Annotated in this window: 26 protein-coding genes, 1 tRNA gene and 1 pseudogene; 10 read left to right on the top strand and 18 right to left on the bottom strand. The window is 60.5% G+C overall.

Translation table 11 applies throughout. The annotated features are described in order from the left end of the window. Window positions 1-214: 214 nt before the first annotated feature. Window positions 215-496, bottom strand: a complete 282-nt coding sequence (locus N1058_RS17250; protein WP_265518840.1) for a nickel-binding protein — start codon at window positions 494-496, stop codon at window positions 215-217. Between the two features lie 415 nt (window positions 497-911). On the opposite strand from N1058_RS17250, the gene N1058_RS17245 reads away from it, so the two are divergent. After that, window positions 912-1,244, top strand: coding sequence for a hypothetical protein (locus N1058_RS17245; RefSeq protein ID WP_265518839.1), 333 nt, complete (start codon window positions 912-914; stop codon window positions 1,242-1,244). A 16-nt stretch (window positions 1,245-1,260) separates the two neighbouring features. On the opposite strand, the gene N1058_RS17240 is transcribed toward N1058_RS17245, so the two are convergent. Further along, window positions 1,261-2,015, bottom strand: a protein-coding gene (locus N1058_RS17240) for an IS5 family transposase (protein WP_265518838.1) whose coding sequence is annotated in 2 segments (ribosomal slippage) — window positions 1,261-1,682 and window positions 1,682-2,015 — 756 coding nt in all. Because the reading frame shifts where the segments join, the coding sequence is not laid out codon by codon here. A 340-nt stretch (window positions 2,016-2,355) separates the two neighbouring features. Continuing rightward, entirely contained in the window at window positions 2,356-3,393 is a 1,038-nt protein-coding gene (locus N1058_RS17235) for an IS110 family RNA-guided transposase (protein WP_265518837.1), read from the bottom strand. Window positions 3,394-3,745: 352 nt separating this feature from the next. Here N1058_RS17235 and N1058_RS17230 point away from each other — a divergent pair, with 352 nt between their 5' ends. Further along, window positions 3,746-3,976, top strand: coding sequence for a hypothetical protein (locus N1058_RS17230; protein ID WP_265518836.1), 231 nt, complete (start codon window positions 3,746-3,748; stop codon window positions 3,974-3,976). Between the two features lie 54 nt (window positions 3,977-4,030). Here N1058_RS17230 and N1058_RS17225 read toward each other — a convergent pair whose 3' ends face one another. From N1058_RS17225 to N1058_RS17195, 7 genes are all read right to left on the bottom strand, one after another. After that, entirely contained in the window at window positions 4,031-4,423 is a 393-nt protein-coding gene (locus N1058_RS17225) for a hypothetical protein (protein WP_265518835.1), read from the bottom strand. 1,214 nt (window positions 4,424-5,637) lie between these two features. Then, window positions 5,638-5,937 (bottom strand): hypothetical protein, encoded by a 300-nt coding sequence (locus N1058_RS17220; protein WP_265518834.1) that lies wholly within the window; start codon window positions 5,935-5,937, stop codon window positions 5,638-5,640. Beyond that, entirely contained in the window at window positions 5,937-7,568 is a 1,632-nt protein-coding gene (tnpC, locus tag N1058_RS17215) for an IS66 family transposase (protein WP_265518833.1), read from the bottom strand. The genes N1058_RS17220 and tnpC overlap by 1 nt, the downstream gene beginning before the upstream one ends. 60 nt (window positions 7,569-7,628) lie before the next feature. Beyond that, window positions 7,629-7,952, bottom strand: coding sequence for an IS66 family insertion sequence element accessory protein TnpB (gene tnpB / locus N1058_RS17210; protein ID WP_420848006.1), 324 nt, complete (start codon window positions 7,950-7,952; stop codon window positions 7,629-7,631). Window positions 7,953-7,975: 23 nt separating this feature from the next. Further along, complete coding sequence (gene tnpA / locus N1058_RS17205) at window positions 7,976-8,395, bottom strand: IS66-like element accessory protein TnpA (protein WP_265518831.1); 420 nt, start codon at window positions 8,393-8,395, stop codon at window positions 7,976-7,978. Between the two features lie 468 nt (window positions 8,396-8,863). Then, window positions 8,864-9,895, bottom strand: coding sequence for a sodium:calcium antiporter (locus N1058_RS17200; protein ID WP_265518830.1), 1,032 nt, complete (start codon window positions 9,893-9,895; stop codon window positions 8,864-8,866). A 144-nt stretch (window positions 9,896-10,039) separates the two neighbouring features. Further along, window positions 10,040-10,237, bottom strand: a complete 198-nt coding sequence (locus N1058_RS17195) for a hypothetical protein (RefSeq protein ID WP_265518829.1) — start codon at window positions 10,235-10,237, stop codon at window positions 10,040-10,042. Window positions 10,238-11,092: 855 nt separating this feature from the next. Here N1058_RS17195 and N1058_RS24250 point away from each other — a divergent pair. Then, a pseudogene (locus N1058_RS24250) lies at window positions 11,093-11,218 on the top strand (sulfotransferase family 2 domain-containing protein); the annotation flags it as partial. Window positions 11,219-11,260: 42 nt separating this feature from the next. Continuing rightward, a complete protein-coding gene (locus N1058_RS17190; protein WP_265518828.1) occupies window positions 11,261-11,461 on the top strand; it encodes a hypothetical protein in 201 nt (66 codons plus the stop codon). Between the two features lie 235 nt (window positions 11,462-11,696). Here N1058_RS17190 and N1058_RS17185 read toward each other — a convergent pair whose 3' ends face one another. Next, complete coding sequence (locus N1058_RS17185) at window positions 11,697-12,692, bottom strand: 2OG-Fe(II) oxygenase family protein (RefSeq protein WP_265518827.1); 996 nt, start codon at window positions 12,690-12,692, stop codon at window positions 11,697-11,699. A gap of 368 nt (window positions 12,693-13,060) precedes the next feature. On the opposite strand from N1058_RS17185, the gene N1058_RS17180 reads away from it, so the two are divergent. Then, a tRNA-Ser gene (locus N1058_RS17180) sits at window positions 13,061-13,150 on the top strand. A gap of 294 nt (window positions 13,151-13,444) precedes the next feature. Here the strand turns inward: N1058_RS17180 and N1058_RS17175 are convergent. After that, window positions 13,445-14,323: an EamA family transporter gene (locus N1058_RS17175; RefSeq protein ID WP_265518826.1), complete on the bottom strand. Its 879-nt coding sequence runs from the start codon at window positions 14,321-14,323 to the stop codon at window positions 13,445-13,447. Window positions 14,324-14,428: 105 nt separating this feature from the next. Here N1058_RS17175 and N1058_RS17170 point away from each other — a divergent pair, with 105 nt between their 5' ends. The 3 genes from N1058_RS17170 to N1058_RS17160 all read left to right on the top strand — a co-directional run bounded on the left by N1058_RS17170 (window position 14,429) and on the right by N1058_RS17160 (window position 15,651). Next, window positions 14,429-14,911 (top strand): Lrp/AsnC family transcriptional regulator, encoded by a 483-nt coding sequence (locus N1058_RS17170; RefSeq protein ID WP_265518825.1) that lies wholly within the window; start codon window positions 14,429-14,431, stop codon window positions 14,909-14,911. 55 nt (window positions 14,912-14,966) lie between these two features. Then, window positions 14,967-15,227 (top strand): hypothetical protein, encoded by a 261-nt coding sequence (locus N1058_RS17165; RefSeq protein WP_420848005.1) that lies wholly within the window; start codon window positions 14,967-14,969, stop codon window positions 15,225-15,227. A gap of 175 nt (window positions 15,228-15,402) precedes the next feature. Further along, window positions 15,403-15,651, top strand: coding sequence for a hypothetical protein (locus N1058_RS17160; protein WP_265518823.1), 249 nt, complete (start codon window positions 15,403-15,405; stop codon window positions 15,649-15,651). 72 nt (window positions 15,652-15,723) lie between these two features. On the opposite strand, the gene N1058_RS17155 is transcribed toward N1058_RS17160, so the two are convergent. Then, entirely contained in the window at window positions 15,724-16,041 is a 318-nt protein-coding gene (locus N1058_RS17155; protein ID WP_265518822.1) for a hypothetical protein, read from the bottom strand. A gap of 192 nt (window positions 16,042-16,233) precedes the next feature. On the opposite strand from N1058_RS17155, the gene speD reads away from it, so the two are divergent. Then, window positions 16,234-16,710, top strand: a complete 477-nt coding sequence (gene speD, locus N1058_RS17150; protein ID WP_265518821.1) for an adenosylmethionine decarboxylase — start codon at window positions 16,234-16,236, stop codon at window positions 16,708-16,710. After that, window positions 16,707-17,570: a polyamine aminopropyltransferase gene (gene speE / locus N1058_RS17145; RefSeq protein ID WP_265518820.1), complete on the top strand. Its 864-nt coding sequence runs from the start codon at window positions 16,707-16,709 to the stop codon at window positions 17,568-17,570. The genes speD and speE overlap by 4 nt, the downstream gene beginning before the upstream one ends. A 12-nt stretch (window positions 17,571-17,582) precedes the next feature. On the opposite strand, the gene N1058_RS17140 is transcribed toward speE, so the two are convergent. From N1058_RS17140 to N1058_RS17120, 5 genes are all read right to left on the bottom strand, one after another. Beyond that, window positions 17,583-18,233 (bottom strand): glutathione S-transferase family protein, encoded by a 651-nt coding sequence (locus tag N1058_RS17140; RefSeq protein WP_265518819.1) that lies wholly within the window; start codon window positions 18,231-18,233, stop codon window positions 17,583-17,585. 142 nt (window positions 18,234-18,375) lie between these two features. Then, complete coding sequence (locus tag N1058_RS17135) at window positions 18,376-19,452, bottom strand: BMP family ABC transporter substrate-binding protein (RefSeq protein ID WP_265518818.1); 1,077 nt, start codon at window positions 19,450-19,452, stop codon at window positions 18,376-18,378. Window positions 19,453-19,494: 42 nt separating this feature from the next. Then, on the bottom strand, window positions 19,495-20,409 hold the full coding sequence (locus tag N1058_RS17130) for an ABC transporter permease (protein WP_265518817.1): 915 nt from the start codon (window positions 20,407-20,409) through the stop codon (window positions 19,495-19,497). Beyond that, window positions 20,402-21,517, bottom strand: coding sequence for an ABC transporter permease (locus tag N1058_RS17125; protein WP_265518816.1), 1,116 nt, complete (start codon window positions 21,515-21,517; stop codon window positions 20,402-20,404). Before N1058_RS17125 ends, N1058_RS17130 begins: the two co-directional genes overlap by 8 nt. Next, on the bottom strand, window positions 21,517-23,100 hold the full coding sequence (locus tag N1058_RS17120) for an ABC transporter ATP-binding protein (RefSeq protein ID WP_265518876.1): 1,584 nt from the start codon (window positions 23,098-23,100) through the stop codon (window positions 21,517-21,519). Before N1058_RS17120 ends, N1058_RS17125 begins: the two co-directional genes overlap by 1 nt. Window positions 23,101-23,205 lie beyond the last annotated feature (105 nt).

Raw genomic sequence — 23,205 nt, 5'->3', positions numbered from 1 at the left:
CGCAACCACGCCCTAGACGATGTTGCCGGCAGATACACGTTGTCCGGCCCGCCTTGTTGACTAGGGGCCTTCGCCTTTCGGCGGGCGCGCTCGGCAACCACGTAAAAAGCCGGGATATCCGAGGCCTCCCAACGGCCAAGAAAATGGGCGGCCACGTCTCCGCGGCCGGCCGTAAAAATAAGCGGCCCCATTAGGCCTCAGCAGCAGCCGTCTTTTAGGGATCGGGTCTTATGATCACTGTATCGGCTATTTTCTCGATCTCATCGCCGGGCATCCCTACCCGGTTTGCATGCTCCCGAAGAGACTCCATGTCCTTCGCTTCATAGATGCAGATCGTGCCCAAGCGCCCGTCCGACTCAGACACGACGTAGGATCGGATCCACCGCACCCGGTCCGACATTTCTTCATCGCCAATGCGGGCAGACTTGGCCGCGGTCGCTTCTAGTTCCGATGCATCGGCCCAAGCGCTGCGGCGCCGTATCGAAAACAACTCCATCACCATTCCTCCACAAAGCTCCTGCGTCAGGAGTAATGGAAGGGTACCATCTTTCCGCAGCGCAAGCACCGCCGTAGACTGGCCTCGCCGCAGCCCGCCAAATCAGAGCATAAAAGAACACACGCAACTCCTCCATTTAGATCTGGATAGGATAAGCTTCCTGTGGAGGCTTCAATGACTGTACGCGCAGACCATCCCCTGAGCACGGATTGGTCAGCGCTGCTGTCTTGACGTCTCTCTCTTTGGGAAGACCCGCCGGTGAAGTCCTGCTGAGGGAAGCTATGCTGCCGTGTGGCTGCCGGGACGGGAAATTTTATGGTGCAGTTGACCATCTATCGAAATAGGCGAAGATCAAGAACGGTCTGGTGCCGATTGCCTGAAGTTCCAATGAAGCGTCAGATTAGGATGTCGCCGTATGAACCCCGCCAACCTCGCGCTCATTGGCGCCTCCACTGTGGCCTTTCTGGCTGCCGCCAGTTCCGCAAAGGCCTGGGCATTGTCACAAAATAGTTGGTTTTGGCTTGGGCTCACCTTGGCCCTCTACACGCTCGGAAACCTGATCATGCTTCGGCTGATTCGAGAGGTCGGAATGGGAGTCGCGCTGAGCCTCTCGGCCGTGATCCAACTGGTCGCGGTCAACATCATCGCTCTTGTGATCTTCGACGAACGCTTGTCACCAATCCAGACCGCTGGAATCGTGTTGGCGATTGTCGCCATCGGCATGATTACGCTCAGCGCAAGGGCCTAGGCTCAGGACTCATTGATCAAAGCCAGAAGATGACGGCAGCGGCGATGCAGATTGCCGAGAAGAAGGTGTGGGCGCATCGGTCGTAGCGGGTGGCAACGCGTCGCCAGTCCTTGAGCTTGCCGAACATGTTCTCAATTCTGTGGCGCTGTCGGTAGAGCCCCTTGTCGTAGTCGATCGGTTGCTTGCGGCTCTTGGTCGGCGGGATGCAGGGCTCGATGCCTCTGTCGGCAAGCGCGTTTCGGAACCAATTGCTGTCGTAGCCTTTGTCGCCGATCAGGCTGTCGGCGGGCGGCAGCACGTCGAGCAAGAGCCTGGCGCCCTTGTGGTCGCTCATCTGCCCTTCGCTCAGAAGCAGCACCAGCGGCCGGCCCTCGGCGTCGCAAACGGCATGCAGCTTGGAGTTCAGCCCGCCTTTCGTTCGCCCGATACGACGGGGAACATCCCCTTTTTAAGCAGGCTCGCCGCGGTGCGGTGGGCCTTCAGATGGGTGGCGTCGATCATGATGCGCTCGGGCTCTGGCGCTTCGCCGGCGAGCGCAGCGAAGATGCGGTCGAACACTCCGAGCCGGCTCCAGCGGATGAAGCGGTTGTAGAGCGTCTTGTGCGGGCCATACCCGCTCGGTGCGTCCTTCCACTGCAGCCCGTTCCTGATCACATAGACGATGCCACTCACCACCCGCCGGTCGTCAACCCGCGGAACGCCATGCGACAGCGGAAAATGCGGCGATATCCGCGCCATCTGGCGCTCGCTCAGCAGAAACAAATCACTCATCAGGGCCTCCTTCAATGAAGACTGTGAATCAGACCGAAAACCGATCCGCAAGAAAATTAATAGGTCCTTCTCTATTCGGCGTGTGGAAGTCAAGCGCACTCGAACTGCACCAAATTCACCGCGTCAATGTCTTTTGCGGGGTCTTGCTTCTCTTCGGGATGGGCCCGCGAGCCCTCCCTTGATGGGGTCGGAAGGATGAGGCGGAACAATCTGAGCCGCGTCCTGATCCTGGTATGTGGACCGGTACCGGACCTATTGCGAACTCACCTCACCCATCGTCCCGCGAAGGACATCTTTCCACTGGTCGGCGGAACTTTGTTTTTCCGTGTTTGCAGACTGGTCAGATGGCTGCTGGGATGCGTTCCCTTGTCCAGCAGAATTCAGTGCCGTCACTCCACATACGATGCATGATGACGGCGAGTCGGCGAGCGAGTGCCACAATGGCCTTTTGGGCGCCACGCCGTTTGGCGACGTTCATCGCCCAGGCTTTCAACCAGGACCACTTTGCGACCCGGGTGAGAAGTACCTGCGCTGCTTCATAGAGCAACGTTCGCATCATGCCGTCCCCACACAGTGAGATGCGACCAACGCGGTGGCTTTCGCCGGACTGGTTGAGTACAGGCGTCAACCCCAGGATCGGACCTACCGCCTTTGAGTTTCTGAACCGCTGTGGAATGTCGATGGTGGCGGTATAGGCTACCGCCACGACGGGACCAACACCGGGGATCGTCATCAAGCGCCGACAAACCTCATCGTTTTTGGCGATCAATAGAAGTTTGCGATGCAGAACTGCAAAATGTTCCCGCAGCTTCCGGCGCGCATCAAGCAGCGGCTCGATAATTTCAGCCAGTTCTAAATATCCTTCGACGAGTTCGCGGATGCGCGCGTCGAATTTCACCGCTCCGACCACGCCGACCTTAAGGCCGAAATTACGCAACAAGCCGCGGATGTCGTTCTCGATGGCCAGGGCCTTTTCCTGCAGCAGCTTTCGCGCCGTTAGCAATGCCCGGCGCTTCTGACTGGTCAGCGTCTTTACATGCACCGGACGATACAGGTTCACGCGCATCATCTGGGCAATGCCGCGGGCGTCGTTGCGGTCGCTCTTGTTCGGCTGCGCCTTGAGAAACGCCTTAGTGTGGCGGGTTTCGATGCAGATCACCGGCAAGCCGGCCCTGGCCAGACCTTCGAACAGCCATTGCGACAAAGGTCCGGCCTCAAGCCCGATCCGCTCGATCTGCAACCCAGAAGTCTTCAGAACCGCAATGAGATCGTCGGGATGGCTGACAGCCTTCACCTCACGGCAAATCTTGCCCGTCTCATCAACGATGCAAACCGACGTCTCTTTCACCGACACGTCGAGCCCGGCATAATGCTTCATGCTGCGTTCCTTTCCTGATGCTTGTAGCTGTTGCGTGCAGACCACGTTTTACCATCAGCCAGGAGCGCAGCGCCGCCTTCATACCAAGCTCAATGACAGGGTCCAGGCACCAGGCCGAATACCCCATCTGAGCCTAGATTTCGGGTCGTTCAGCATGTGCAACCTTTACAACCTCACCTCGGCGCAGAGGGAGATCATCGCTTTCACGCGCGCCTTGCGCGACTTGTCCGACAACCTCGAGCCGTCGATATAAGTCTATCTGGATCAGCCGGCGCCGATCGTCCGCAATGCGCCGGACGGCGAGCGTGAGCTTGTCCGGGTCCGTTGGGGCCTGCCATCTTCCAAGCAGGCCGTGTTCAACGCGGCGAAGAAGCGGGCCGATAAGCTCTGCGCGAAGGGCAAAGAAATCGATTTCCACGAACTGCTCAAGATGGAGCCCGATCGCGGCACGAGGAATGTCCGCAGACGGACAGCAGGCATCGGGCGTGCGGACGGACCGTTGACCGACCTCGATGATGACGAGGCCTCGGAAGCCGTGCAACTGCTCGAGGCCGGCGAGATCGAGCCTGCACGGAAGCAATAAAAACCCCGCCAGCCGTGGGGCCAGCGGGATAGATTGCGCGCTCTACGGATGCGCTTAGCTCAGAAGACCGTCAAGCAAACCGCCACCGGGACCGGTCACGCCATCTACCGTGCCGAGAGCAGTGCCAAGCAGGCCCTCGAGTCCGAGGCCATAGCCATCACCCAGGTTGTTGATGATGCCTCCTGGAGCAAACACGTCGTCATACACGTCCATGCCCGCGGAACTGATGCTGCCCTCTCCGAGGCCGGAAAGAAGATCCTCCACGGCACCACTTGTGCCGGAAATGTTGCCCGTCGTCGCGCCCCAGTGAGTGAACCCCGGAGAAAGCTGGTCTCCGATTCCCCCTGCAGTATCGGCCACGCCTTGAACCGTGTCGGTAACGGGCTTCAGCCCGACGCCGACCCCACTAACAGGCGAGAGAATCCCGCCCAACAGACCACTGAACATAGTATGTCACCTCCGAATATTGTTGCTTGGCAGAAACCAGATTCCGGCCATGCTCACAAATATTAATAGATTCTGGCTATCTAGACTATAAGAGTTTTCTTAAAATGCGACAAACAGCGTCCTCCGATCACCTTCGATTGCAAGTAAAAACATCGCCAGCAGTCGGGCCAGCACGGAAATTTGTGCGTCAAGGCGGCAACGCGCTACATGCGCTCAACAGCTGTATGAACTCATCCCGGAACTGACAATCGACGGTTGACGAAACTGGAACAGGCAATGGGAAGGAGAAGTACGGAAGGCCATCCACAGGTTTCAAGTCCAGTTCGAAATTGCACGCTTCCGCTGTAGTCGTCGCGCTGCTACCTTTCCTGTCGATGAGCAATGGCAAACTTTCAGACCAGGAAGCTTACGAAGCCCTCCACGCGGCTCTTATGATCTTGCGGAAGAAGGAGGGGACAACCACTCAGGCAGAAACCGCGTTGAAGACTGCCCGTCGGGCGCTTGTTCTACTTCAATTAGGACTCCTAAAAGCGACGGAAGAGAGCGGCGACAAAATTTCAGCAACTAGAGACCAAGACGGGTCCTGAGTCGCGCCTTCTTCACGACGAGGCGCTGAGCCACGAACCGTCCCTGGCTGTCACTGCTTCTAGGACCGTCACAAGGACTTCCGCTGCTGCAAAAATTGGTCCCGTCTCGTCCATACGCGGACATCCATTCTCTGCTATCTGACGAATCTAAATGCCGCGCAAGGCGCGTATGAACTCGTCCCAGTAATAGACGATGGTCCCGGACAGCGAGGCGCCGGTAGCGCCTACGACGAATAGCGCGCCGATGTGTCATAGCATCTGCGCAGTTCATGGGCGCTGCGCCTTCAACGTCGCGATATCTTCGCGGGGTCAGCGTATTGAGAATTTGCCGCTGCACCGCCGCGTCGTCGCTTTGTCGCCCCTCGATCTACCCGACGCGCAAGATGGAACCATAAGCTCGGCCCCCCGTTTGCAAGCTCAGAGGGGCACTTTGCCAAGACACCATGAATCTGAAAAAGCCGCCGGTCATGAGAATCCATTTCCTGCAGATCTTCCTGATCGCAGTCATACTGATCATCGCTGTCTCAGGATTCATGGTATACTACGCCCCGTAACGGACGTTGGTGTTTCGAACGTGCAATGAGGGCGGTCGGATGAGTGTAACCATCCGGCGTAGGCCGTGGGGCGTCAGGTTTTCTTCTCGTTGGCCATGATGCGTTCGATGAGATCGGGTTCGCATTGCTGGTCGATCAGGAACTGGCGGATTCCGCCGGTCCAGGTTCGGACGTCGGCCAGGAACTCCTGCAAGTTCTCGATACCGCGATCCGTGAAGGTGGTGAGGCCCTCCTCGGTTCCGTCGCACACGTGGATCATCTCGCCATAGTCGATGTTATCGGCGTTGCAGCTCACCACCTCGATCAGTTCGAGGCTCTCGCCGATCGTCTTTGCGACGTAGTCGATGCTGTAGACGTGGGTAACGCGCGCCATCAGGCTGCTTTCTGCTGCGCAGCGTTCTGCCGCCAGTTCCATGGGAGCAGGTCGGGCAGGCGCGACAGGGGCGTGTTGGGCAAGTGGGCCAGGACATCGGCCAGCCAGGCCTGTGGATCGATGGCGTTGAGTTTTGCCGTCATAATCATGGTGTACATGAAAGCAGCGCGGTGCCCGCCGCGTTCAGAACCAGCGAAGAGCCACGCCTTGCGGCCGAGGGCGATACCTCTGAGGGCTCTTTCCGCGGCATTGTTGCTGAGGCAAATCCGGCCATCCTCAAGGAAGGCGGTGAAGGCCGCCCAGCGGTCCTTCTCAAACATGTAATTGATCGCCTTGGCGACAGGATTGTGCTTCGACATTTGCGCGTGCTCGGCCTTGAGCCAGTCGCCGAGCTTGCCGACCAGCGGAGCGGAAAGCTGCCGGCGCGCCTGAAGACGGGCCGCGGCCTCCATGCCATTGATCCCGCGCTCGATGTCGAAGATCGCGTCGATCCGCTTCACGGCCTCCAGCGCGACCGGTGAGATCTGATGGGCCGGTTTGCCCTTGCGGACATTGCCGGCAATGTCGGCGAGCACGAAGAACTTCCTGCGCGCGTGACTCCAGCACAGCGCGCTGGTGATCGGTCCCGGTTCGCGCCCGTCCCGGTAGAGGTCGTTATATCCGCCATAGGCATCGGCCTGCAGGATGCCCTGCCAGCCGGTCAAATGCCGGTTCGGGTGTACCTTCTCGCGGTCTGACGAGAAGTGGAACAGGGCCGCCGGTGGGGCTCCGCCGGCAAAGGGCCGGTCGTCGCGCACATAGGTCCACAATCGCGCAGTCTTCGTCCCGCCCCGAGCCAGCAGCGGCACCGTGGTGTCGTCGCCATGCAGTCGCTCGGCGGCAAGAACATGAGCCTTGATCAACGCATGGATCGGCTCCAGCGCCGCGGCGCATGCCCCGACCTGGTCGGCCAGGGTCGAAAGGCTGAGGTCGACACCCTCTCGGGCATAGCGCTCGGCCTGCCGGTTCAGGGGCTGATGCTGACCGAACTTCTCGAACAGAATGGTGGCCAAAAGGTTCGGGCCTGCCCATCCTCGCGGCGTGGCGTGATACGGAGCCGGCGGCTGCGAGATCTTCTCGCAATCCCGACACGTGAACTTCTCGCGCACCGTCTGGATGACCTTCCATTGGCGCGGGATCACTTCCAGCGTCTCGGTGATATCCTCGCCCATCTTCACGATGCGCGATGAACCGCAGCACGAACAAGCCGCAGGTGCCTCAACAACCACCCGCTCGCGCGGCAGATGCTCGGGGAATGGTTTGCGCGCCGGGCGGCGACGCGTGAAGGTGCGGACGGTCGTAATCCCGGAGCTCGCCTTAGCTGCCGCGATCTCATCCTCGGTTGCGGCGGCTTCAAACTCCTCCAGCTGTAATTCCAACTGGTCGATCAACCGGGAATGCCGTTCGGAGGATTTGCCATAGTGTTCGCGCCGCAGCTTGGCGATCTCAAGCTTGAGCTCCTTGATCATCGCTTCCGAGCAGGACACGGTCGCGTGCGCCTGCGCCAATGCGTTCTCGGCCGCTTCGGCACGGGCCTGCGAGGCGGCAAGTTCAGTTCGCAATCTGTCGATCTCGGAAGCGCCGTCTGACATGGCGTCTGCCTACCATGCCAGAGCTTAAAAGCCCAGTAAAAACAGTACTATGAAAGAGGTTTATCCGGCCTTTGCGGGACGCTGTGTCCAACGTGGGTTGCGCCAGTCAATGCCCTCAAGAAGATAAGAAAGCTGCGCCGCTGAGATCGACACCGCATCGCCTGGACGGCTCACCGGCCAGATGAACTTCCCCGCCTCGAGCCGCTTGCTGTACAGCGATATGCCCACCCCATCATGCCATAGAAGCTTCACCAGATCGCCGCGCCGACCGCGAAAGCAGAAGATCTCCCCTGCATGCGGATCGCGCCCCAATCCCTCCTGTACCTGCAGCGCCAGCGTGTTCATCCCGCGGCGCATGTCGGTCGCCCCGCCGGCGATCCACACCTTCACTCCTGCGGGAAAGGCAATCACCCTTTCCTCTCCAGGCCCCTGACCAGACGGACAACGGCATCGATATCGAAACCGGAGGGAACCCGGATGCTCGGGCCTTCCTTCATATCGATGACCAGCGCCGGCTGCTCCGACGCGCTCGAGGGCAATGAACCCGCATCACAGGACAAGTGAGCCTGGCCCTCGTCCGCCGCGACCGGGATCAATGGCGAAAAGATCGGAGCATCACCAAGCAGACCATGGCGATATCTGTGCCGCCATTCGTAAAGCTGAGAACGGGAGATCTCATGCCGCCGTGCAATCTCGCTGGCTGAAACATCCGGCCGAAAGCTCTCCTCGACAATCCGCACCTTCTCAGCAGTCGCCCAGCGTCGCCGACGGCCTCTGTCCGAGACCGTCAAAACCTCAATCCGCGCTCTGTCCTTATGGTCGTCCATAAGGACAGCTCACTAAGCCAAAGACCAAGAGCCCGAAAGACGGCCTACGCCGAAGGCGTACGGATGAGTTCACTGCGGGACGTTAAAAACAATCAAGACAGCGCTAATGCGAGATACCGAATGGCGGCATGGGTCGGCGCTATGGTCCTCGTCATCGCCGTTGCCCTGGTGGCACTTCTCTGGACATGGTTTGCTGCCTTGGGAACTGGTCAGTAAGGCTCAAAAGCCTCACTGATGCCCGTTTAAGGCGGCGGCCGGCCGGTCAGATAGGTGTAGGCGCCGACGATCCAGCCGGCGACCGTGACCACGCCGATGCCGATCCTCCAGGCCCACCGGCCGAGCGTGCCGGCGCCGCGTACCTGCTCGTGCCGCTGCGTCCGCACCGGTAGTGGTCGGTGGAGGCGAAGACACGGCTGGTCGAGGCGTCGCTATAGCGTAAGATCGGGTCCAACCGCATTTGCTGCGCGTTCATGTCATCACGAGAACCAGCGAGCCAGCGTACAGAACCAGCACGATGGTGCTTTCGAAGCCAATGCCAGCGAAGCCGCTGCGCTCGCGCCTGAGTAGGCCCAGTAATATGACGCCCGTCATAAGTATCGCGATCAGGGCGGTCGTGAAATCGTCTGGAGTGAACTCGGCGTAGATGGATCCTTCGTAGACCATGTCGGAAAAGCCAAGGAATAGGACCTCGAAAGCGTTGCCACCAATAACGTCCCCGACGGCGAGGCTGACGGCACCGATTCTTACGGCGGCAATGGCCGTCACCAGCTCCGGAAGCGAAGTCGCAATCGCCGTGAAGACGGTACCTATCACTGTCGACGAAATGCCGGTCTTCGCAACGATGGCGATACCGGCCTCCGCAACGGTGAAGCCGGCCACTGCGGTCAAGACGGCATAGACAGCGAAGCCGCGCCAAAGGGAGATCGTTGACTCGGCTCTACCCTCCGGCTTGTCGTCAGAAATCTCCTCTTTCGTTTGTGCCGTCCAGACCGGCCGCCACATCGGCTCATCGCGAATCCGGCCGAGCAGCCTGATACCGAACGCATAAACCAGGAAGGTGAGGAGCGAGGCGGGATGAATGCCCCACATAATGATCGGCGGCTCGGAAGCCGCAATCAGAGGAATAGTGAGGAGTGTCACCAGTAGGACTCCCTGGACCAGACCAGTTACACTCGCTGCCGCGTGCTCCAGATTTGCCCGTCGATAGGCGAGATCCGCGACCGCTAGAAAGGCAGTCTGCGCGGTGAGACCGCCCAATGCGTTGCCAATGGCCAGACCCGGGTGGTTTTGGGCGGCCGCGGTGATCGAGGCGATTGCTCCCGGAAGCGACGTGCTGGCGCCGACGAATAGTGCTCCGGCGACAATCTCCCCAAGGCCGGTACGGTCGGCCAATTGATCCGCTATCCGGGCTACGTGGGTGCCGGCGAACACGATTACCACGGTTGCCCCAAAGAAAACGGTGGCGATAATCGGCAGAGGCAAGGCTTCGACAGCAGGCATGTTTTGTAAACGAATTGGAACCCGGCAGGTTCAGTTCGTGCTCTCACCGGGGAAGACCATGGAACACTGTAGGGGCTTCCGCTGCAGCAACAATTTGTTCCGTCTCGTCCATACGCGGACATCCAGTCTCTGCTGTCTACGAATCTAGATGCCGCGCAAGGCGCGTATGAATACGTCCCAGAAATAGACAATGGTCCCGGACAGGGAGGCGCTGGCAACCTCGTCGGCGCCCCGGTGTTTGATGAACGCATAGGCGCCCCAGACCGCCCCGGCGAGCACGGCCGCGCCGATCCAGACGAAAGCCCGGTTGATGCCAAGCGCATTGGCGATGATTGTGAACATCAGATGCACCTCCAGACGAGCCAGCCGATAACGCCGAGGCCAATGCGGGGGACGAGTGGCCCCAGAAGCGAGGGTCGTTGCCGCCGGCCATCACACACCGGCCTCCGTGATCGTCGACACGATGTCCCGCTGCGCATCGCGATACTTTCGCCGCTCGCCGATGATCCAGACCACGCCGGCGAACCGTCATCCTCGTCAGCGGCTTGGGAAGGCGGTCCTGCTTGTGCGCGTAGATCACGTCATAGCATTCCGGCGGCGTCTTGCTCGTTTCGGTTACATAGATAAACTCAAGCAAAAGCGCCGCGCCGGGGGGCACGGCGCGGTCCATTGTGATTTCCTTCTGATTAGGATTTTGTCTGGTAGGATCGTCTTGGGCTTGGGCTGATCAGCCAGCACGCAGACGCAAAGCGGTGCGGTGGGGCTGGATCAGGAGGGAGACAGTAGAAATGGGTGGATTCATCCCGCAGCTCTGGCGGTCGCTTGTGACGGGCCGATTGATACCGTTTCCAATCATCTGTGCTGGCATGGTCTTCGCCGCGTTCTTCGTGCTCGTTATCAGCACTTCAGGCAGATGAGTTAGCAGCGGCCAGCCAAGCGGCGGATTCGGTTTTCGTGCGCGCAGCAAAGTGCTCGACCGCGCGAACGGTCGGTTCGTCGAACACGGGGGTGTCCTTTCAGTTTCGGGGATTGGCCTACTTCAGGCGGGCGGCTATGGTGCCACCGTTTTTAATGACAGTTACGGACCGCAGATGCTCATAATCGATGAACCGCCAGTGATTTTCTTCCACATTAGGAAGACTGCCGGAAACAGCGTCGTGAACGCGCCTTAAGACAGGCTCCAGGCACCAGCATCCGCTGAGCCATCCGGAAGGCCGCTTCCATGAGACCGTATCTGAGTTTGTCTCTCGCGTAGGCGAAGAGACCTTTCGAAGGTACCGCTCGTTCTGCTTTGTCCGACATCCGCTGGACCGTTTCATTTCGCAATACCGCTTCATGCAGGGGAGAAAAGAGAATATCCCCTACATGCAGAACATCAACAGCGTGCCGGACTTCATCACCGCAATAGAGGCCGATGTTCAGTTGGAAACAATTTTGCCAAGCGGAGGAGTGAAAATCGAGGGTATGGCACCGCACGCCAGACCGCAGCATGAATATGTCAATCTGGGCGACGAGCCTGTCGCCGTGTCCCATGTCTTCCGCTTTGAGACGATTGGCCAGGAATAGCCCGAGATCTGTGGCACCCTTGGGCTGGCAGCAAAGCCCCTTCCCAAGCTCAATCCGTCACACCCGTTCAACGTCGGTGATTTGGAGCGAGCTAGGAATTTTGTCGAAGAATACTATCAGCGAGACTTCGAACTGTTCGGCTACCAGCCAGCCGCGCTCCCGGTTATGTGAATGCAGACAGCGCAACTCGGCTGATACGGCTAGGGTGTGTGACTCTCGACAGATTGGCCGAAAGCTACCGGCTAAACAATTGGCGGAGGTAGCGCACTGGCCTCGTAAGTCGCCAACTCGTTGATGCCTTCATTGCTTCGACAGTGGCGTTGGCGTTGGCGAGATCTGCTTTAAGTTTGCCGATCTGCTCGCGCGCCTCGGCGATTTCCTTATCCTGCTTTTTCAGCGATGGCGTTATCGAAGCCATTTGATCAGGGACCGGCAGCATCTTGCTGTTTTGGTTCGACTGGAGAGGCTTTCGATCTCGTCCATTCCCCTTTTGCTCACCAGTTGGCCAAACGTCACAGTGGCTTGAGATCGCGTAGTAGATCCATTGCCGCTCACCCGCGATAGATTTGATCGGCAATGGTCCGTGGAAGCCATCGTTCCCATTCAGGAACAGCACGGCCTTGTTACCTTCAGCAGGGAATGTCTTTTCAACCTTCGGCTCATGGCACCGACGATCATCGGCAAATTTCAGGTCGCGGAAAAGAGCAAACTCGCCGCCTTCCATACCCTGTTCAGTGGCACTGGAAAAGAAGAGGACGCCACCAACGACGCGCCGTGACAGATCGCAGTGCACGTTTTTGGCGTACGTGTCTCTTCCCGCCTGGAAATCGAAGCGGACGAAAAGCGCGTTGGGATCGTCACAATCGGTTAACTTCGACGCTTTGCTTAGTTCATTGTTTTCGACGAAACCATCGAGATAAGCCCGTTCAGGGTCGACCAGACAGCCGCGGGCACGCAAATCCGGCGCAAAGCGCTTGAGAACGTCGAGCACGAACTCTTCGCCGAGAAACTGCTGCTTGAGTTCCGACCAGCCCGGCTGGGCCATGACATCGTCCCAGAGCGTCTCACCAATCGCGATCATGCGCCCCGTGCGTACTCCAGGAACGACGGGCACGTCGGGGAAGCGCACCTTCTCGAAGACCGGCTTCGGAAGCATCGCATCTGCCACTAGATGAGGCAGCGGATCGCTGTAGTATTCGAAGTTGGACGTTGGCCGGGCACGGTCATTCATCAGGTAGTGCTCCTTGTCAGATGACGCTAAGGGGCCCACTCCCTGCTGTTCAATCCGACCCCGGCTGCTTCCTAGCATCGAAGCTTCGAAAGTCGCAAGATGCGAGTTCCCGTACTGGTTGGCTACGGAGCAGCATCCTGCTACTGCCCGTTGCCTTCGATGGCGAAGCGCTGACACCACCATCGGCATCACACTGGATCTGTACAGCCACGTTATGCCGGGAATGCAGGCAGATGCCGCGGAACAGGTTGACGCTGCGATCCGGAGCGCGGTAAAGCCGAAGCCGTAAAAGGCATTCGGTAGCAAAATGGTAGAAGCGGCCAAATTCAGCGCCGCCATCAACCAGAAGAGCTAACGAAATAAATGCCGGAGGGATGGCCGAGCGGTTTAAGGCACCGGTCTTGAAAACCGGCGTGGGTGCAAGCCCACCGTGGGTTCGAATCCCACTCCCTCCGCCAACAGGACTCCTAACCTCCTGCTATAAAACAATATTTTGTTAGGAAGGCAGTGCCGTCCTACAATTCATCCTACTTTGAGTCTGGAAATGCAGCAATCGGCAATGCACCTCCGCGCTCACACAATGCTATGAGCCTAGGGGCGATTCATGAATGATATAGCGGAAAAGTGGGACGATCCCTACATGATGGATCGCCGGAGTCAGCAGCAGTTGTCTATCAGGACCTGAAACAGAACCAGCGAGCCGGGTTAATTGCGAATCCGTGCATCTGGTTCGTCCATTCCATGAAGTGCAGCTATGGGCTGGGCCGGTGAACCATTATCCCGAGAATGACCAGCGCAATGCCAAACAGATCCCGCAGCGTCGGTATTTGCGCCAGGACGAGCGCGGCGATCACCGTGGCAGTGGCCGGAAGCAGCGCGAGCAGCAACGCGAATGAGGCGCGCGGCAGGCGTGACATGGCGAACTGGTCACACACATAGGGAATGACCGAGGAGCAAATGCCGACGCCGATTCCCGCGGCCACAAGGGTAACGGATCCGAAGGCCCGCACCGCCTCGACAAATCCGATGGGCATGAGGATCACGAACGCAATCGCCATAGCTGCGCCCAGCCGTTCCACTCCACCACTGGCCCCGCGCTTGGCCGCCCTGTGGCCGAGAACGATATAGCCGACGAAGAACGCGGCGTTCAGCGCGGCCCAGAAGAGGCCGAGCGGGTCGGTCGTCCATTTCACGTCTATCAGAATGAAGACGCCGACGACGGCCAGAACCAGGGCGAAAGCATTTCTGGCCGTCCGCAAGCCGTAGGCCGCCACGCCGATCGTGCCGACGAACTCCATTGCCGCAACAAGGCTCATCGGCAGCTTGTCGAGCGCGAGATAGAAGGACGTGTTCATTACCGCAAGGCACGCGCCCAGCCCGATCAGGAGCAGCCGCCCTCGCCTGTCCGCTTTGCGGATTGTGTGCCAGGGCTTCGTTAAGGGCGCGAAGACGAGCGCCGCGGACGCAACACGGAACCACGCCACCCCGAGCACACCGACCGCCGGAAACAGGAGGACAGCGAATGACGGTCCAAGATAATGAAAGACTGCGCTGACAGCGAACCATGCGTGCGGTGGCACGGCCCCGGCAGCGCGGTTTAAGCCGGTGACATTGGCGATATCAGTCGGCATGCCGCTTCCCCTTCTTGCTCGCAATATGAAGGGCTGACAGCGCAAAACATATGATACAATCACGACAGATTCGGCATTATTCCTGCTTTTCCGTAGGTTATACGCATGAAACGTCTTAATTATAAAAATGGAGACGTCGATAGCGTCGATGCGACCCTACTGGAGATGCTGGTCGCCAACGCACGGGTCACGACAGCCGAACTGGCCCGTGCCGTTGGCCTTTCCGCCCCGACTGTCGCCGAGCGCATCAAACGGCTGGAGGAAGCGAACGTCATCACTGGTTACAGTGCAATCGTCTCGCCAGCCGCGATGGGATTTCCTATCTCGGTTTATGTCCGGATCCGTCCGGTTCCCGGAGAACTGGAGCGGGTGGCCGCGATCCTTCGGGACATCCCGGAGATAACGGAATGCGACCGGGTGACGGGTGAGGATTGTTTTCTGGCGCGCGCCAACCTCGCCTCGGTTGCCGACATGGAAAGGGTGATCGACCTGATCATCCCCTACGCAATGACCAACACCTCGATCGTCCAGTCGTCCCCCGTTGCCAGGCGGCTTCCTCCACTTCCGCGGCGCGGCGGTCCAGCCTAAAATGCGCCGCCTTATCGTGGCAGTGATGTGCCCCTTAATCGTCGGAGGCTTATCCATGTGTTACCGATCGCTGCTCGCTCTCGGGTTTTTCGTGTTCGTCACGGGTTGCGCGACCATGACACCGGAGGAGCGACGGGCGATGGATGAACAGGAATGCCGCGATTTCGGCTTCAAACCAGGAACGGATGCCTTTGCCGGATGCCTGCAACGCATTGAACTCGACCGCCGGGCAGCGCGCCGGGCGCAGATGGCGGAGATGGATCATTGGGGTCAGCCCATGGTGATCTATCGTCCGATTATCGTGAAGGACCGCTGAGGCGGCTGAGATAACATTCGCTGTTAAACCGGTCAGGGCTGACCTCGAAACGAATCTTGGCTATGTCTGTTGTGTTGAATCGGCGGACAAGGGGAAAGGCGCGCATCCGGACCCCACCTGCCGCGTTATAGTTGCCTGCGATGCCAAAGAGGCTCCCCGCGCGAAAGGACCAGCAATGAACGAAAAATACGACGCCTATGCTGCGGCCATCATCGTCACTTTCGGCGCGATCATCATCGGAGGTCTGATGGCTGCCGGGATAGCGTTCGACAAGCGTGACGCCTTCCTGTTCGCGCTTGGCGCTGCGACGGCGGCGTGGCTCGCGGGATACGCGATGTTCTTCGATCGGGCCCGCACTTTCGTTACTCTTACCGGCCTTTCCATAGCTTCATCGGTGGCCGCTTTCATCATACTGATCAAGTAGGCCCACGCGCCGGCCTTCGCGGCATGGGTGCGTTCGTGCCGGCGGACAAGCCACCGGCACGGTATTCCTCGTTCAGCCTTTCGGGCGGATCGGCGGCTTCTTGTTGCCGTTGATATAATCGCGCCACTTCTCGGTGCTGTCGTCCGGTTTCGGCGCCGGGTTGCCATGGGTGTTCGCGCCGCTCGGCGCGGCGAGGGTTGTGGCGCCAAACTGCATCGGGCCGGTTTTCGGCCCGTGTGGGGTCTTGCCCTTCGGGCACGACTCCGAATCGGCGACCACCGTGCCGTCGGGACACTTCCGCAAGGTCACGGCACCGGCGGATGTGGGAGCGAACGCACTGAGCGAGACGGCAGTGGCGAGCGTGGCGAGTATCAATCGGTTGAACTTCATTTTGCTTATCCTCTTTGGATGTTGCCCGCCTTTCCGGCGGCCTTACAAAGCTGTGTCGCGCCGGTTGGGCGTTAGGTTCACGAAAATCTGCCGGCATGCGAAAAATGCGTGGGTTGCGTCATCGGCCCTCATGCCTATATTCGGTTCGCTCCTGAATGTTTCAGGTCACATCTGCTGGTTGGAGGGGACGCCATGGTGCACGACGCCCTTTTCCAATTGGGGATGGATTCAGTTGAACTGAACCCCGCCCAAACGGAAGAAAGCGACAAGACGCACGCCGCCGAGGCCTGCGCCGACAAGGATCACTTCATCGAGAAGGACGGCGTCTTGTGCGCCGGCTCGCATCTGATCGTCGATCTGTTTGACGCGGAACGTCTCGACGATCTGCCCTATATCGAGAAGACGTTGATCGACTGCGTGGAAACGGCCGGCGCGACGCTGCTGCATATCCATTTGCACCCGTTCGAGCCCAATGGCGGCGTGAGCGGCGTTGCCGTGCTGGCGGAAAGCCACATCTCGATCCATTCCTGGCCTGAACGTGCCTATGCCGCGCTCGACATATTCATGTGTGGCGACGCCCGGCCGGAGCGCTGTATCAACGTGCTCCAGGAGGCATTCAGGCCGGGCCGGATCGACGTCAAGGAATTGCTCAGGGGCAAGGAAGCGTGAGTGGCGAAAAGCCGACCGTTTCGGAGACGCTGCATGAAGGCGTGCGGCTGAGCTTCACCGCCGACGAGGTGCTGCACGACGAGGCGACGGGCCACCACCGCCTGGTGCTGATCCGCAATCGTCTCTTCGGCAAGGTGCTGGTGCTCGACGGCGCGGTCCAGGTGACCAGCGCGGACGAGTTCATGTATCACGAGATGATGGCGCATGTTCCCCTCGCCGCCCATCCGGACCCGCGCGACGTGCTGATCATCGGCGGGGGCGACTGCGGCCTTGCCGAAGAAGCGCTCAAACATGAGCGCGTCGGCTCGCTGACGCAGATCGAGATCGACCAGTCGGTGGTGGAGTTCTCGCGCCGGCATTTTGCGGAATTCAACGCACCGGTCTTCGATGATCCGCGCTTCACGGTCGAGATCGCCGATGGCGCGGCGTTTGCCGCCGGCACATCGCGGAAATTCGACGTCGTCCTCGTGGATTCGACCGACCCGACCGGCCCGGGCGCGGCACTCTTCACGCGCGGCTTTTACGGCGATCTGCGCCGTATCCTGAAGCCCGGTGGTATCGCCGTCACCCAGAACGGGGTTCCCTTCCTGCAGCGCCGCGAATTCGTTGCCGGCTTCGGCAGCCTCGCCTCGGTGTTTCCGGTCGCCACCTGCTTCCTCGTCAGCGTGCCCACCTATTTCGGCGGCCACATGACGCTGGGCTGGGCTGCCGACGAGGACGATCTCCTGAAGGTGGACAAGGATCGACTGCAAGCAAGGATGGCGGGCATCGAAACGCGCTACTACACACCCGCCCACCATTTGGCCGCTTTCGCCCTGCCCCGCTTCATCGAGGATATGGTGGCCGAAGCCCGGGCATGACGCCCTGTGCCGTCAAGTGCCTTTGACCTGGGCCATCATCCGCTGAAGAGCCGGTATCTCGGCCGCCATCGCCGCGTCTTTCTCCTGCACGCGATGATAAGCGGGCCGGTCGGTCGTCCGCTCCAGATAATCGCGAAACATCTTCCTGTCCGGCAGGCCCTTCAAAATATTCATCGTGTAGCCGATGCCTGCAGCGAGCAGGATGTCGGCCGCGGTGAAACGGTCTCCGGCGGCAAAGGGCTGTTCCGAAAGCCGGCGTTCCAGATAGGCGATGAGGTCGTCATAAAGGCCGAACGGATAGTCATTGCTCACATATTCGAGCCCGTGAACCTTGGCGCAGATCGCCGGATCGAATACCGCGTCGTGATGCACCAGCGCCGTCAGATACGGTCCGCGGGCCGGGTCGCCGATCATCGGGGCAAGGCCTGCCTCGGGGAAGGTGTCGGCAAGATAAATGGCAATGGCCGCCCGCTCGGTGACCACGACCCCATCATGATCGATGGCTGGCACCTTCTTGTTGGGCTGGATCGCCCGGTAATCCTCCGGAACGCCGCCTTCGGCGCGGATGTCGACCAGTTCCATCCGATAATCCACTCCCAGTTCCTCCATCAACCAGAAAATCGCCGATGAGCGCGACCAGGGTGCATGGTAGAAAGTCAGCATTGCCGTCTCCATCTCGTCGAACGGCCCTGATGTAGCAGAGCGCTACTGACAGCAGTATGTCAGGATGATGTCAGCATGATACCGCAGTCAGCAAAAAGGGCGGCCAGAGGCCGCCCTTCTTCAACACCGGATGCGCCTCGGGTCAGTTCGGCAGTTGATCGTCCACACCCTCGACATAGAAGTTCATGCCGAGCAGCGTGGCGTCGTCGGCAACCTCGCCTTCGGCCAGCCAATCGGAACCGTCCTGCTTCTTGATGGGGCCGGTGAAGGGATGGAACTCGCCGGAACGAATCTTCTCTTCCGTCTCCTTGGCCAGGGCTGCCACGTCGTCCGGCATGTTCTTATACGGCGCCATCACGACATGGCCTTCCTTGAGGCCGGCCCAAACGTCCACCTGCTCCCAGGTGCCTTCATGGACGGCCTTCACCCGCTCGATGTAGTACGGCCCCCAATCGTCGACGATCGAGGTGAGCTGGGTTTCGGGGCCGAACTCGATCATGTCCGAAGCCTGGCCGAAAGCCTTGATGCCGCGGTCCGCCGCCACCTGCATCGGCGCGGTGGAATCGGTATGCTGGGTGATGATGTCGACGCCCTGGTCGATCAGCGCCTTGGCCGCATCGGCTTCCTTGCCCGGGTCGAACCAGGTATTGGCCCAGACCACCTTCACCTTGAACTCGGGGTTGATGGACTGAGCGCCGAGCACGAATGCGTTGATGCCCATCACGACCTCGGGGATCGGGAAGGAGGCGATATAGCCGGCCACGCCGGCTTCCGACATCTTGGCAGCGATGACGCCCTGGATGTAGCGGCCCTCGTAGAAGCGCGAATTATAGGTCGAGACATTGGGGTGCTCGCGCTTATAGCCGGTGGCGTGCTCGAACTTCACGTCAGGGAACCTGCCCGCGACCTTGTTGGTCGGGTCCATGTAGCCGAAGGAGGTGGTGAAGATGATGTCGCAGCCCGACCGCGCGAAGCGCTCGATGGCCCGTTCGGCATCCGCGCCTTCCGGCACGCTCTCCAGATAGGCGGTCTCGACCGCGTCGCCCATCGCCTCCTCGACGTCCAGCAGGCCCTGGTGATGCTGATAGGACCAGCCGAAATCGCCGATCGGCCCGACATAGATGAAGCAGGCCTTGGTCTTGTCCTGCGCCAGCGCCTGGCCGTTGGCGGCAAACGCCATCACGGCGGCTGCGGCAATTGCCTTGAGTGTGTGTTTCATTCCGGGTTCCTCTGTTGTTGCCTGGGGACGCCATCCCGTCTGTTATCTGTCCGGCACAAATGGGCGTCCCAGCGATGCCGGGGTATTCATCATGGTCAGCCGGCGGTTTCGCGAGATTATGACGAGAACCGCAATCGTTGCCAGATAGGGAAGCGAAGAAAGTAGCTGCGAAGGGATCGCCAGCGCCTGGGCCTGGGCATGGAGCTGGCCGATGGTGACGCCGCCGAACAGATAGGCCCCGGCCACAACGCGCCAAGGGCGCCAGGATGCGAACACAACCAGCGCCAGCGCGATCCAGCCGCGCCCGGCGGTCATGTTCTCCACCCATTGCGGCGTATAGACGAGCGACAGATAGGCGCCTGCCAGCCCTGCGCACGCGCCACCGAACATGACGGCCAGATAGCGGATGCGTACGACCTTGATGCCCTGGGCATGGGCGGAGACGTGATTGTCGCCGACCGCGCGCAGCATCAGGCCGGCACGCGTGGAGAACAGGAAATAGGCCACAGCCGCCGTCAGCATGATCGAAATGTAGAACAGCGGATCCTGGCCGAAGATCAGCCGCCCCACCAGCGGGAGATCGCCCAGAACGGGAATGTCGAGGGTGCCGAGCCTGATACCGGGCCTTCCGACGAAACTCTCGCCGATCATGCCGGAGAGGCCGAGGCCGAACAGCGTGAGCGCCAGTCCGGTCGCGACCTGGTTGGTCACCAGGGTCAGCGTGAGGAATCCGAACAGCAGCGAGACCAGGGCGCCGACGATGATCGCAGCGAAGATACCGAGCCAGGGCGAGCCGGTCGTGAGCGCGACGGCGAAGCCGGTGATCGCCCCCATGATCATCATGCCCTCGACGCCAAGGTTGAGCACGCCAGACCGCTCCACGACCAGTTCGCCGATCGCCGCTATCAGCAGCGGCGTGGCGGCAGTGGCAACGGTGATGAGGATCGATTCAAGCATGTTTTTCGACCCTTTCGTTGGCCGGCGCTGCGGCAAGAGCCGGCGCCGGCTTCACAAGGCGGATGCGGTAATGGATGAGCGTGTCGCAGGCCAGCACGAAGAACAGGAGCATGCCTTGGAAGGCCCGCGCCACCTTGTCGGTAACGCCGATGGATATCTGCGCGGCCTCGCCCCCGAGATAGGAAAGCGCTAGAACGAGCCCCGCTGCGATGATGCCCAGCGGGTTGAGACGCCCGAGGAACGCAACGATGATGGCCGTGAACCCGTAGCCCGGCGAGATGGACGGCCGCAATTGCCCGATCGCGCCGGAGACTTCGCTGATGCCGGCAAGGCCGGCCAACCCGCCCGAGACCAGGAAAGCGAATATGATCATGCGTGTCCGCGAGAAGCCCGCGAAGCGCCCTGCCCGCGGGCTTTGCCCGATGACCTTGACCTCGAAGCCCTTCAGCGTCCGCGCCAGCATGAACCACAACAGGATGGCCGCGATGATGGCGAAGGCGAAGCCCCAATGGGCCCGGCCGGAGGCTGGCAACATCTCGGGCAGGATCGCGTAGGAGTGGAAGTTGCGCGTCTCCGGAAAGTTGAAGCCTTCGGGATTGCGCCAGGGTCCGCGCACCAGCCAGTCGAGGAAAAGCTGCGCCACATAGACCAGCATCAGGCTGGTCAATATCTCGTTCGTGCCGAAGCGCGCTTTCAAGACAGCCGGAACGGCGCCGTAGGCCGCCCCGCCGGCGATGCCCATGAGCAGCATAAGCGGCAGCACGATCCAGGACTGGAAGGCGGGGAACAGGATAGGCAGGATCGAGCCCGCGATCGCTCCGACGATGAACTGGCCCTCGGCCCCGATATTCCAGTTGTTGGACAGATAGCAGATGGAAAGCCCGACGCCGATGAGGATCAGCGGCGCGGCCTTCACCGCCAGCTCGTGCAGAGACCACACTTCAAGCAGCGGATCGATGAAGAAGAAGTAGAGCGCCGAAAACGGGTTCTTGCCGAGCGCCAGGAACATGATCGCGCCCGCGATCAGCGTAAGGCCCAGCGCCAGGAAGGGCGACAGCGCGGAGAAGAGCGGCGATTGCTGCGGCCGCTTGATGAGTTCCAGCCGCATCAGGCCATCTCCTCCGTCCGCGCCTGCGGGTCGCCCGCATGGGCGCCGCCCATCAGCAGCCCGACCTTCTCATAGGTGGCCTCGGCTATCGGCAGCGGCGCCGACAATCTGCCCTTGTGCATGACGGCGATGGCGTCGCAGATTTCGAAGAGTTCGTCGAGATCCTGGCTGATCACGAGCACCGCCGCTCCCTCTTTGGCAAGATCGATCAGCGCCTGGCGGATGCGCGCGGCGGCCCCCGCGTCCACGCCCCAGGTCGGCTGATCAACCACCATCAACCCCGGCCGGCGATCGAGCTCGCGGCCGATGACGAATTTCTGCAGATTGCCGCCCGAAAGCGCGGTGGCCTCCGGATCCTCGGTGCTTTTGCGGACGTCCATCGCATCGACGATGCGCTTGGCGGCCCTGGCTATCGCGCCATACCGGATGAAGCCCAGCGGCGCGAGGAAAGCGGCCGCGTCGGTGCTGTAGCGTGACAGGAGGAGGTTCTGCGACAATGGCAGCAGCGGTGCAGCGGCATGGCCAAGCCGCTCTTCCGGCACGAAGCCGGCGCCCAGAAGCCGCCGGCCTGTGATGTCGAGGCGACCGGCCGACTGGCCGCGGATACGGACGACATCGGCATCCTCCTGAAGCACCTCGCCGGAAATCGCCTCGAAGAATTCGCCCTGGCCATTGCCGGCGACGCCCGCAATGCCGAGGATTTCGCCGGCACGAACCGAAAGGGTTATGTCGGAGAGTTCAACGGCGAAGGGATGTGCGGCGCGGCTGCTGAGCCGGCGTACTTCCAGAAGCGCATTGCCCTTGTCGCCTCCCCTGGCCCCACGCTCGACGCCCTTGACCTCGTCGCCCACCATCATGCGCGCCAGGGACGAGGCGGTTTCCTGCCGTGGATCGCACTGGGCGACGACACGGCCGTGCCTCAGGACGGTGGCCCGGTCGCACATCCGCTTCACTTCCTCGAGCCGGTGCGAGATGTAGAGGATCGACCGCCCCTCCGAACGCAGCGTTTCCAGCGTTTCGAACAGCTTGTCCGCCTCTTGCGGCGTGAGAACCGAGGTGGGCTCGTCCAGGATGATGAGTTCCGGGTTCTGCAGCAGGCAGCGCACGATCTCGATGCGCTGCCGTTCGCCCACCGACAGGTCGCCGACATGGGCATAGGGGTCGAGCGGTAGCCCGTAGGCTTCGGACACCTTGCGCGCCCGCTCGGCAACAGTGTTGATCTGCGCTCCGTCCTCCAACGACAGCATGATGTTCTCGGCTGCCGTCAGTGCATCGAAGAGCGAAAAATGCTGGAAAACCATGCCGATGCCCAGCCGGCGCGCTTCGCCGGGGCTCGATATGGCGACAGGATTGCCCTTCCAGAGTATCGTGCCTGCGGCCGGCTCCAACGCGCCGAAGAGCATTTTCACGAAGGTCGATTTGCCGGCGCCGTTCTCTCCCAACAAAGCATGAATCTCGCCTCGGCCGATCGTCAGATCTACGGCATCGCAGGCCTTCAGCGAGCCGAACACCTTTGTCAGGCCCCGAACATCCAGCAGAAGACCGGAATCGTCTGTCAGTGTTGTCTTCACAACACCTCCCATTTGCGAGTACGCGGCGTTTTCGCCGCCCTTATCATTCGTTCCCATGACCATCGTAGGCGCGCAAGAACGCCATGCAATAGACTCTGTTCGCTTGAAAGTGCTTCA

It is taken from the genome of Nitratireductor luteus (assembly GCF_026162365.1).
In the GTDB taxonomy this organism is placed as follows: Bacteria; Pseudomonadota; Alphaproteobacteria; order Rhizobiales; family Rhizobiaceae; genus Chelativorans; species Chelativorans luteus.
The sequence above is the reverse complement of the archived record's forward strand: the minus strand, read 5'-3'. Positions and strand labels throughout refer to the sequence as shown.

Excerpts from the sequence above, each read along its gene's own strand:
- N1058_RS17250 (WP_265518840.1), bottom strand. The coding sequence starts at position 496 with ATGGAGTTGTTTTCGATACGGCGCCGCAGCGCTTGGGCCGATGCATCG.
- N1058_RS17245 (WP_265518839.1), top strand. The coding sequence starts at position 912 with ATGAACCCCGCCAACCTCGCGCTCATTGGCGCCTCCACTGTGGCCTTT.
- N1058_RS17235 (WP_265518837.1), bottom strand. The coding sequence starts at position 3,393 with ATGAAGCATTATGCCGGGCTCGACGTGTCGGTGAAAGAGACGTCGGTT.
- N1058_RS17225 (WP_265518835.1), bottom strand. The coding sequence starts at position 4,423 with ATGTTCAGTGGTCTGTTGGGCGGGATTCTCTCGCCTGTTAGTGGGGTC.
- N1058_RS17220 (WP_265518834.1), bottom strand. The coding sequence starts at position 5,937 with ATGGCGCGCGTTACCCACGTCTACAGCATCGACTACGTCGCAAAGACG.
- tnpC (WP_265518833.1), bottom strand. The coding sequence starts at position 7,568 with ATGTCAGACGGCGCTTCCGAGATCGACAGATTGCGAACTGAACTTGCC.
- tnpA (WP_265518831.1), bottom strand. The coding sequence starts at position 8,395 with ATGGACGACCATAAGGACAGAGCGCGGATTGAGGTTTTGACGGTCTCG.
- N1058_RS17200 (WP_265518830.1), bottom strand. The coding sequence starts at position 9,895 with ATGCCTGCTGTCGAAGCCTTGCCTCTGCCGATTATCGCCACCGTTTTC.
- N1058_RS17195 (WP_265518829.1), bottom strand. The coding sequence starts at position 10,237 with ATGTTCACAATCATCGCCAATGCGCTTGGCATCAACCGGGCTTTCGTC.
- N1058_RS17190 (WP_265518828.1), top strand. The coding sequence starts at position 11,261 with ATGCAGAACATCAACAGCGTGCCGGACTTCATCACCGCAATAGAGGCC.
- N1058_RS17185 (WP_265518827.1), bottom strand. The coding sequence starts at position 12,692 with ATGAATGACCGTGCCCGGCCAACGTCCAACTTCGAATACTACAGCGAT.
- N1058_RS17175 (WP_265518826.1), bottom strand. The coding sequence starts at position 14,323 with ATGCCGACTGATATCGCCAATGTCACCGGCTTAAACCGCGCTGCCGGG.
- N1058_RS17170 (WP_265518825.1), top strand. The coding sequence starts at position 14,429 with ATGAAACGTCTTAATTATAAAAATGGAGACGTCGATAGCGTCGATGCG.
- N1058_RS17165 (WP_420848005.1), top strand. The coding sequence starts at position 14,967 with ATGTGTTACCGATCGCTGCTCGCTCTCGGGTTTTTCGTGTTCGTCACG.
- N1058_RS17160 (WP_265518823.1), top strand. The coding sequence starts at position 15,403 with ATGAACGAAAAATACGACGCCTATGCTGCGGCCATCATCGTCACTTTC.
- N1058_RS17155 (WP_265518822.1), bottom strand. The coding sequence starts at position 16,041 with ATGAAGTTCAACCGATTGATACTCGCCACGCTCGCCACTGCCGTCTCG.
- speD (WP_265518821.1), top strand. The coding sequence starts at position 16,234 with ATGGTGCACGACGCCCTTTTCCAATTGGGGATGGATTCAGTTGAACTG.
- N1058_RS17140 (WP_265518819.1), bottom strand. The coding sequence starts at position 18,233 with ATGCTGACTTTCTACCATGCACCCTGGTCGCGCTCATCGGCGATTTTC.
- N1058_RS17135 (WP_265518818.1), bottom strand. The coding sequence starts at position 19,452 with ATGAAACACACACTCAAGGCAATTGCCGCAGCCGCCGTGATGGCGTTT.
- N1058_RS17130 (WP_265518817.1), bottom strand. The coding sequence starts at position 20,409 with ATGCTTGAATCGATCCTCATCACCGTTGCCACTGCCGCCACGCCGCTG.
- N1058_RS17125 (WP_265518816.1), bottom strand. The coding sequence starts at position 21,517 with ATGCGGCTGGAACTCATCAAGCGGCCGCAGCAATCGCCGCTCTTCTCC.
- N1058_RS17120 (WP_265518876.1), bottom strand. The coding sequence starts at position 23,100 with ATGGGAGGTGTTGTGAAGACAACACTGACAGACGATTCCGGTCTTCTG.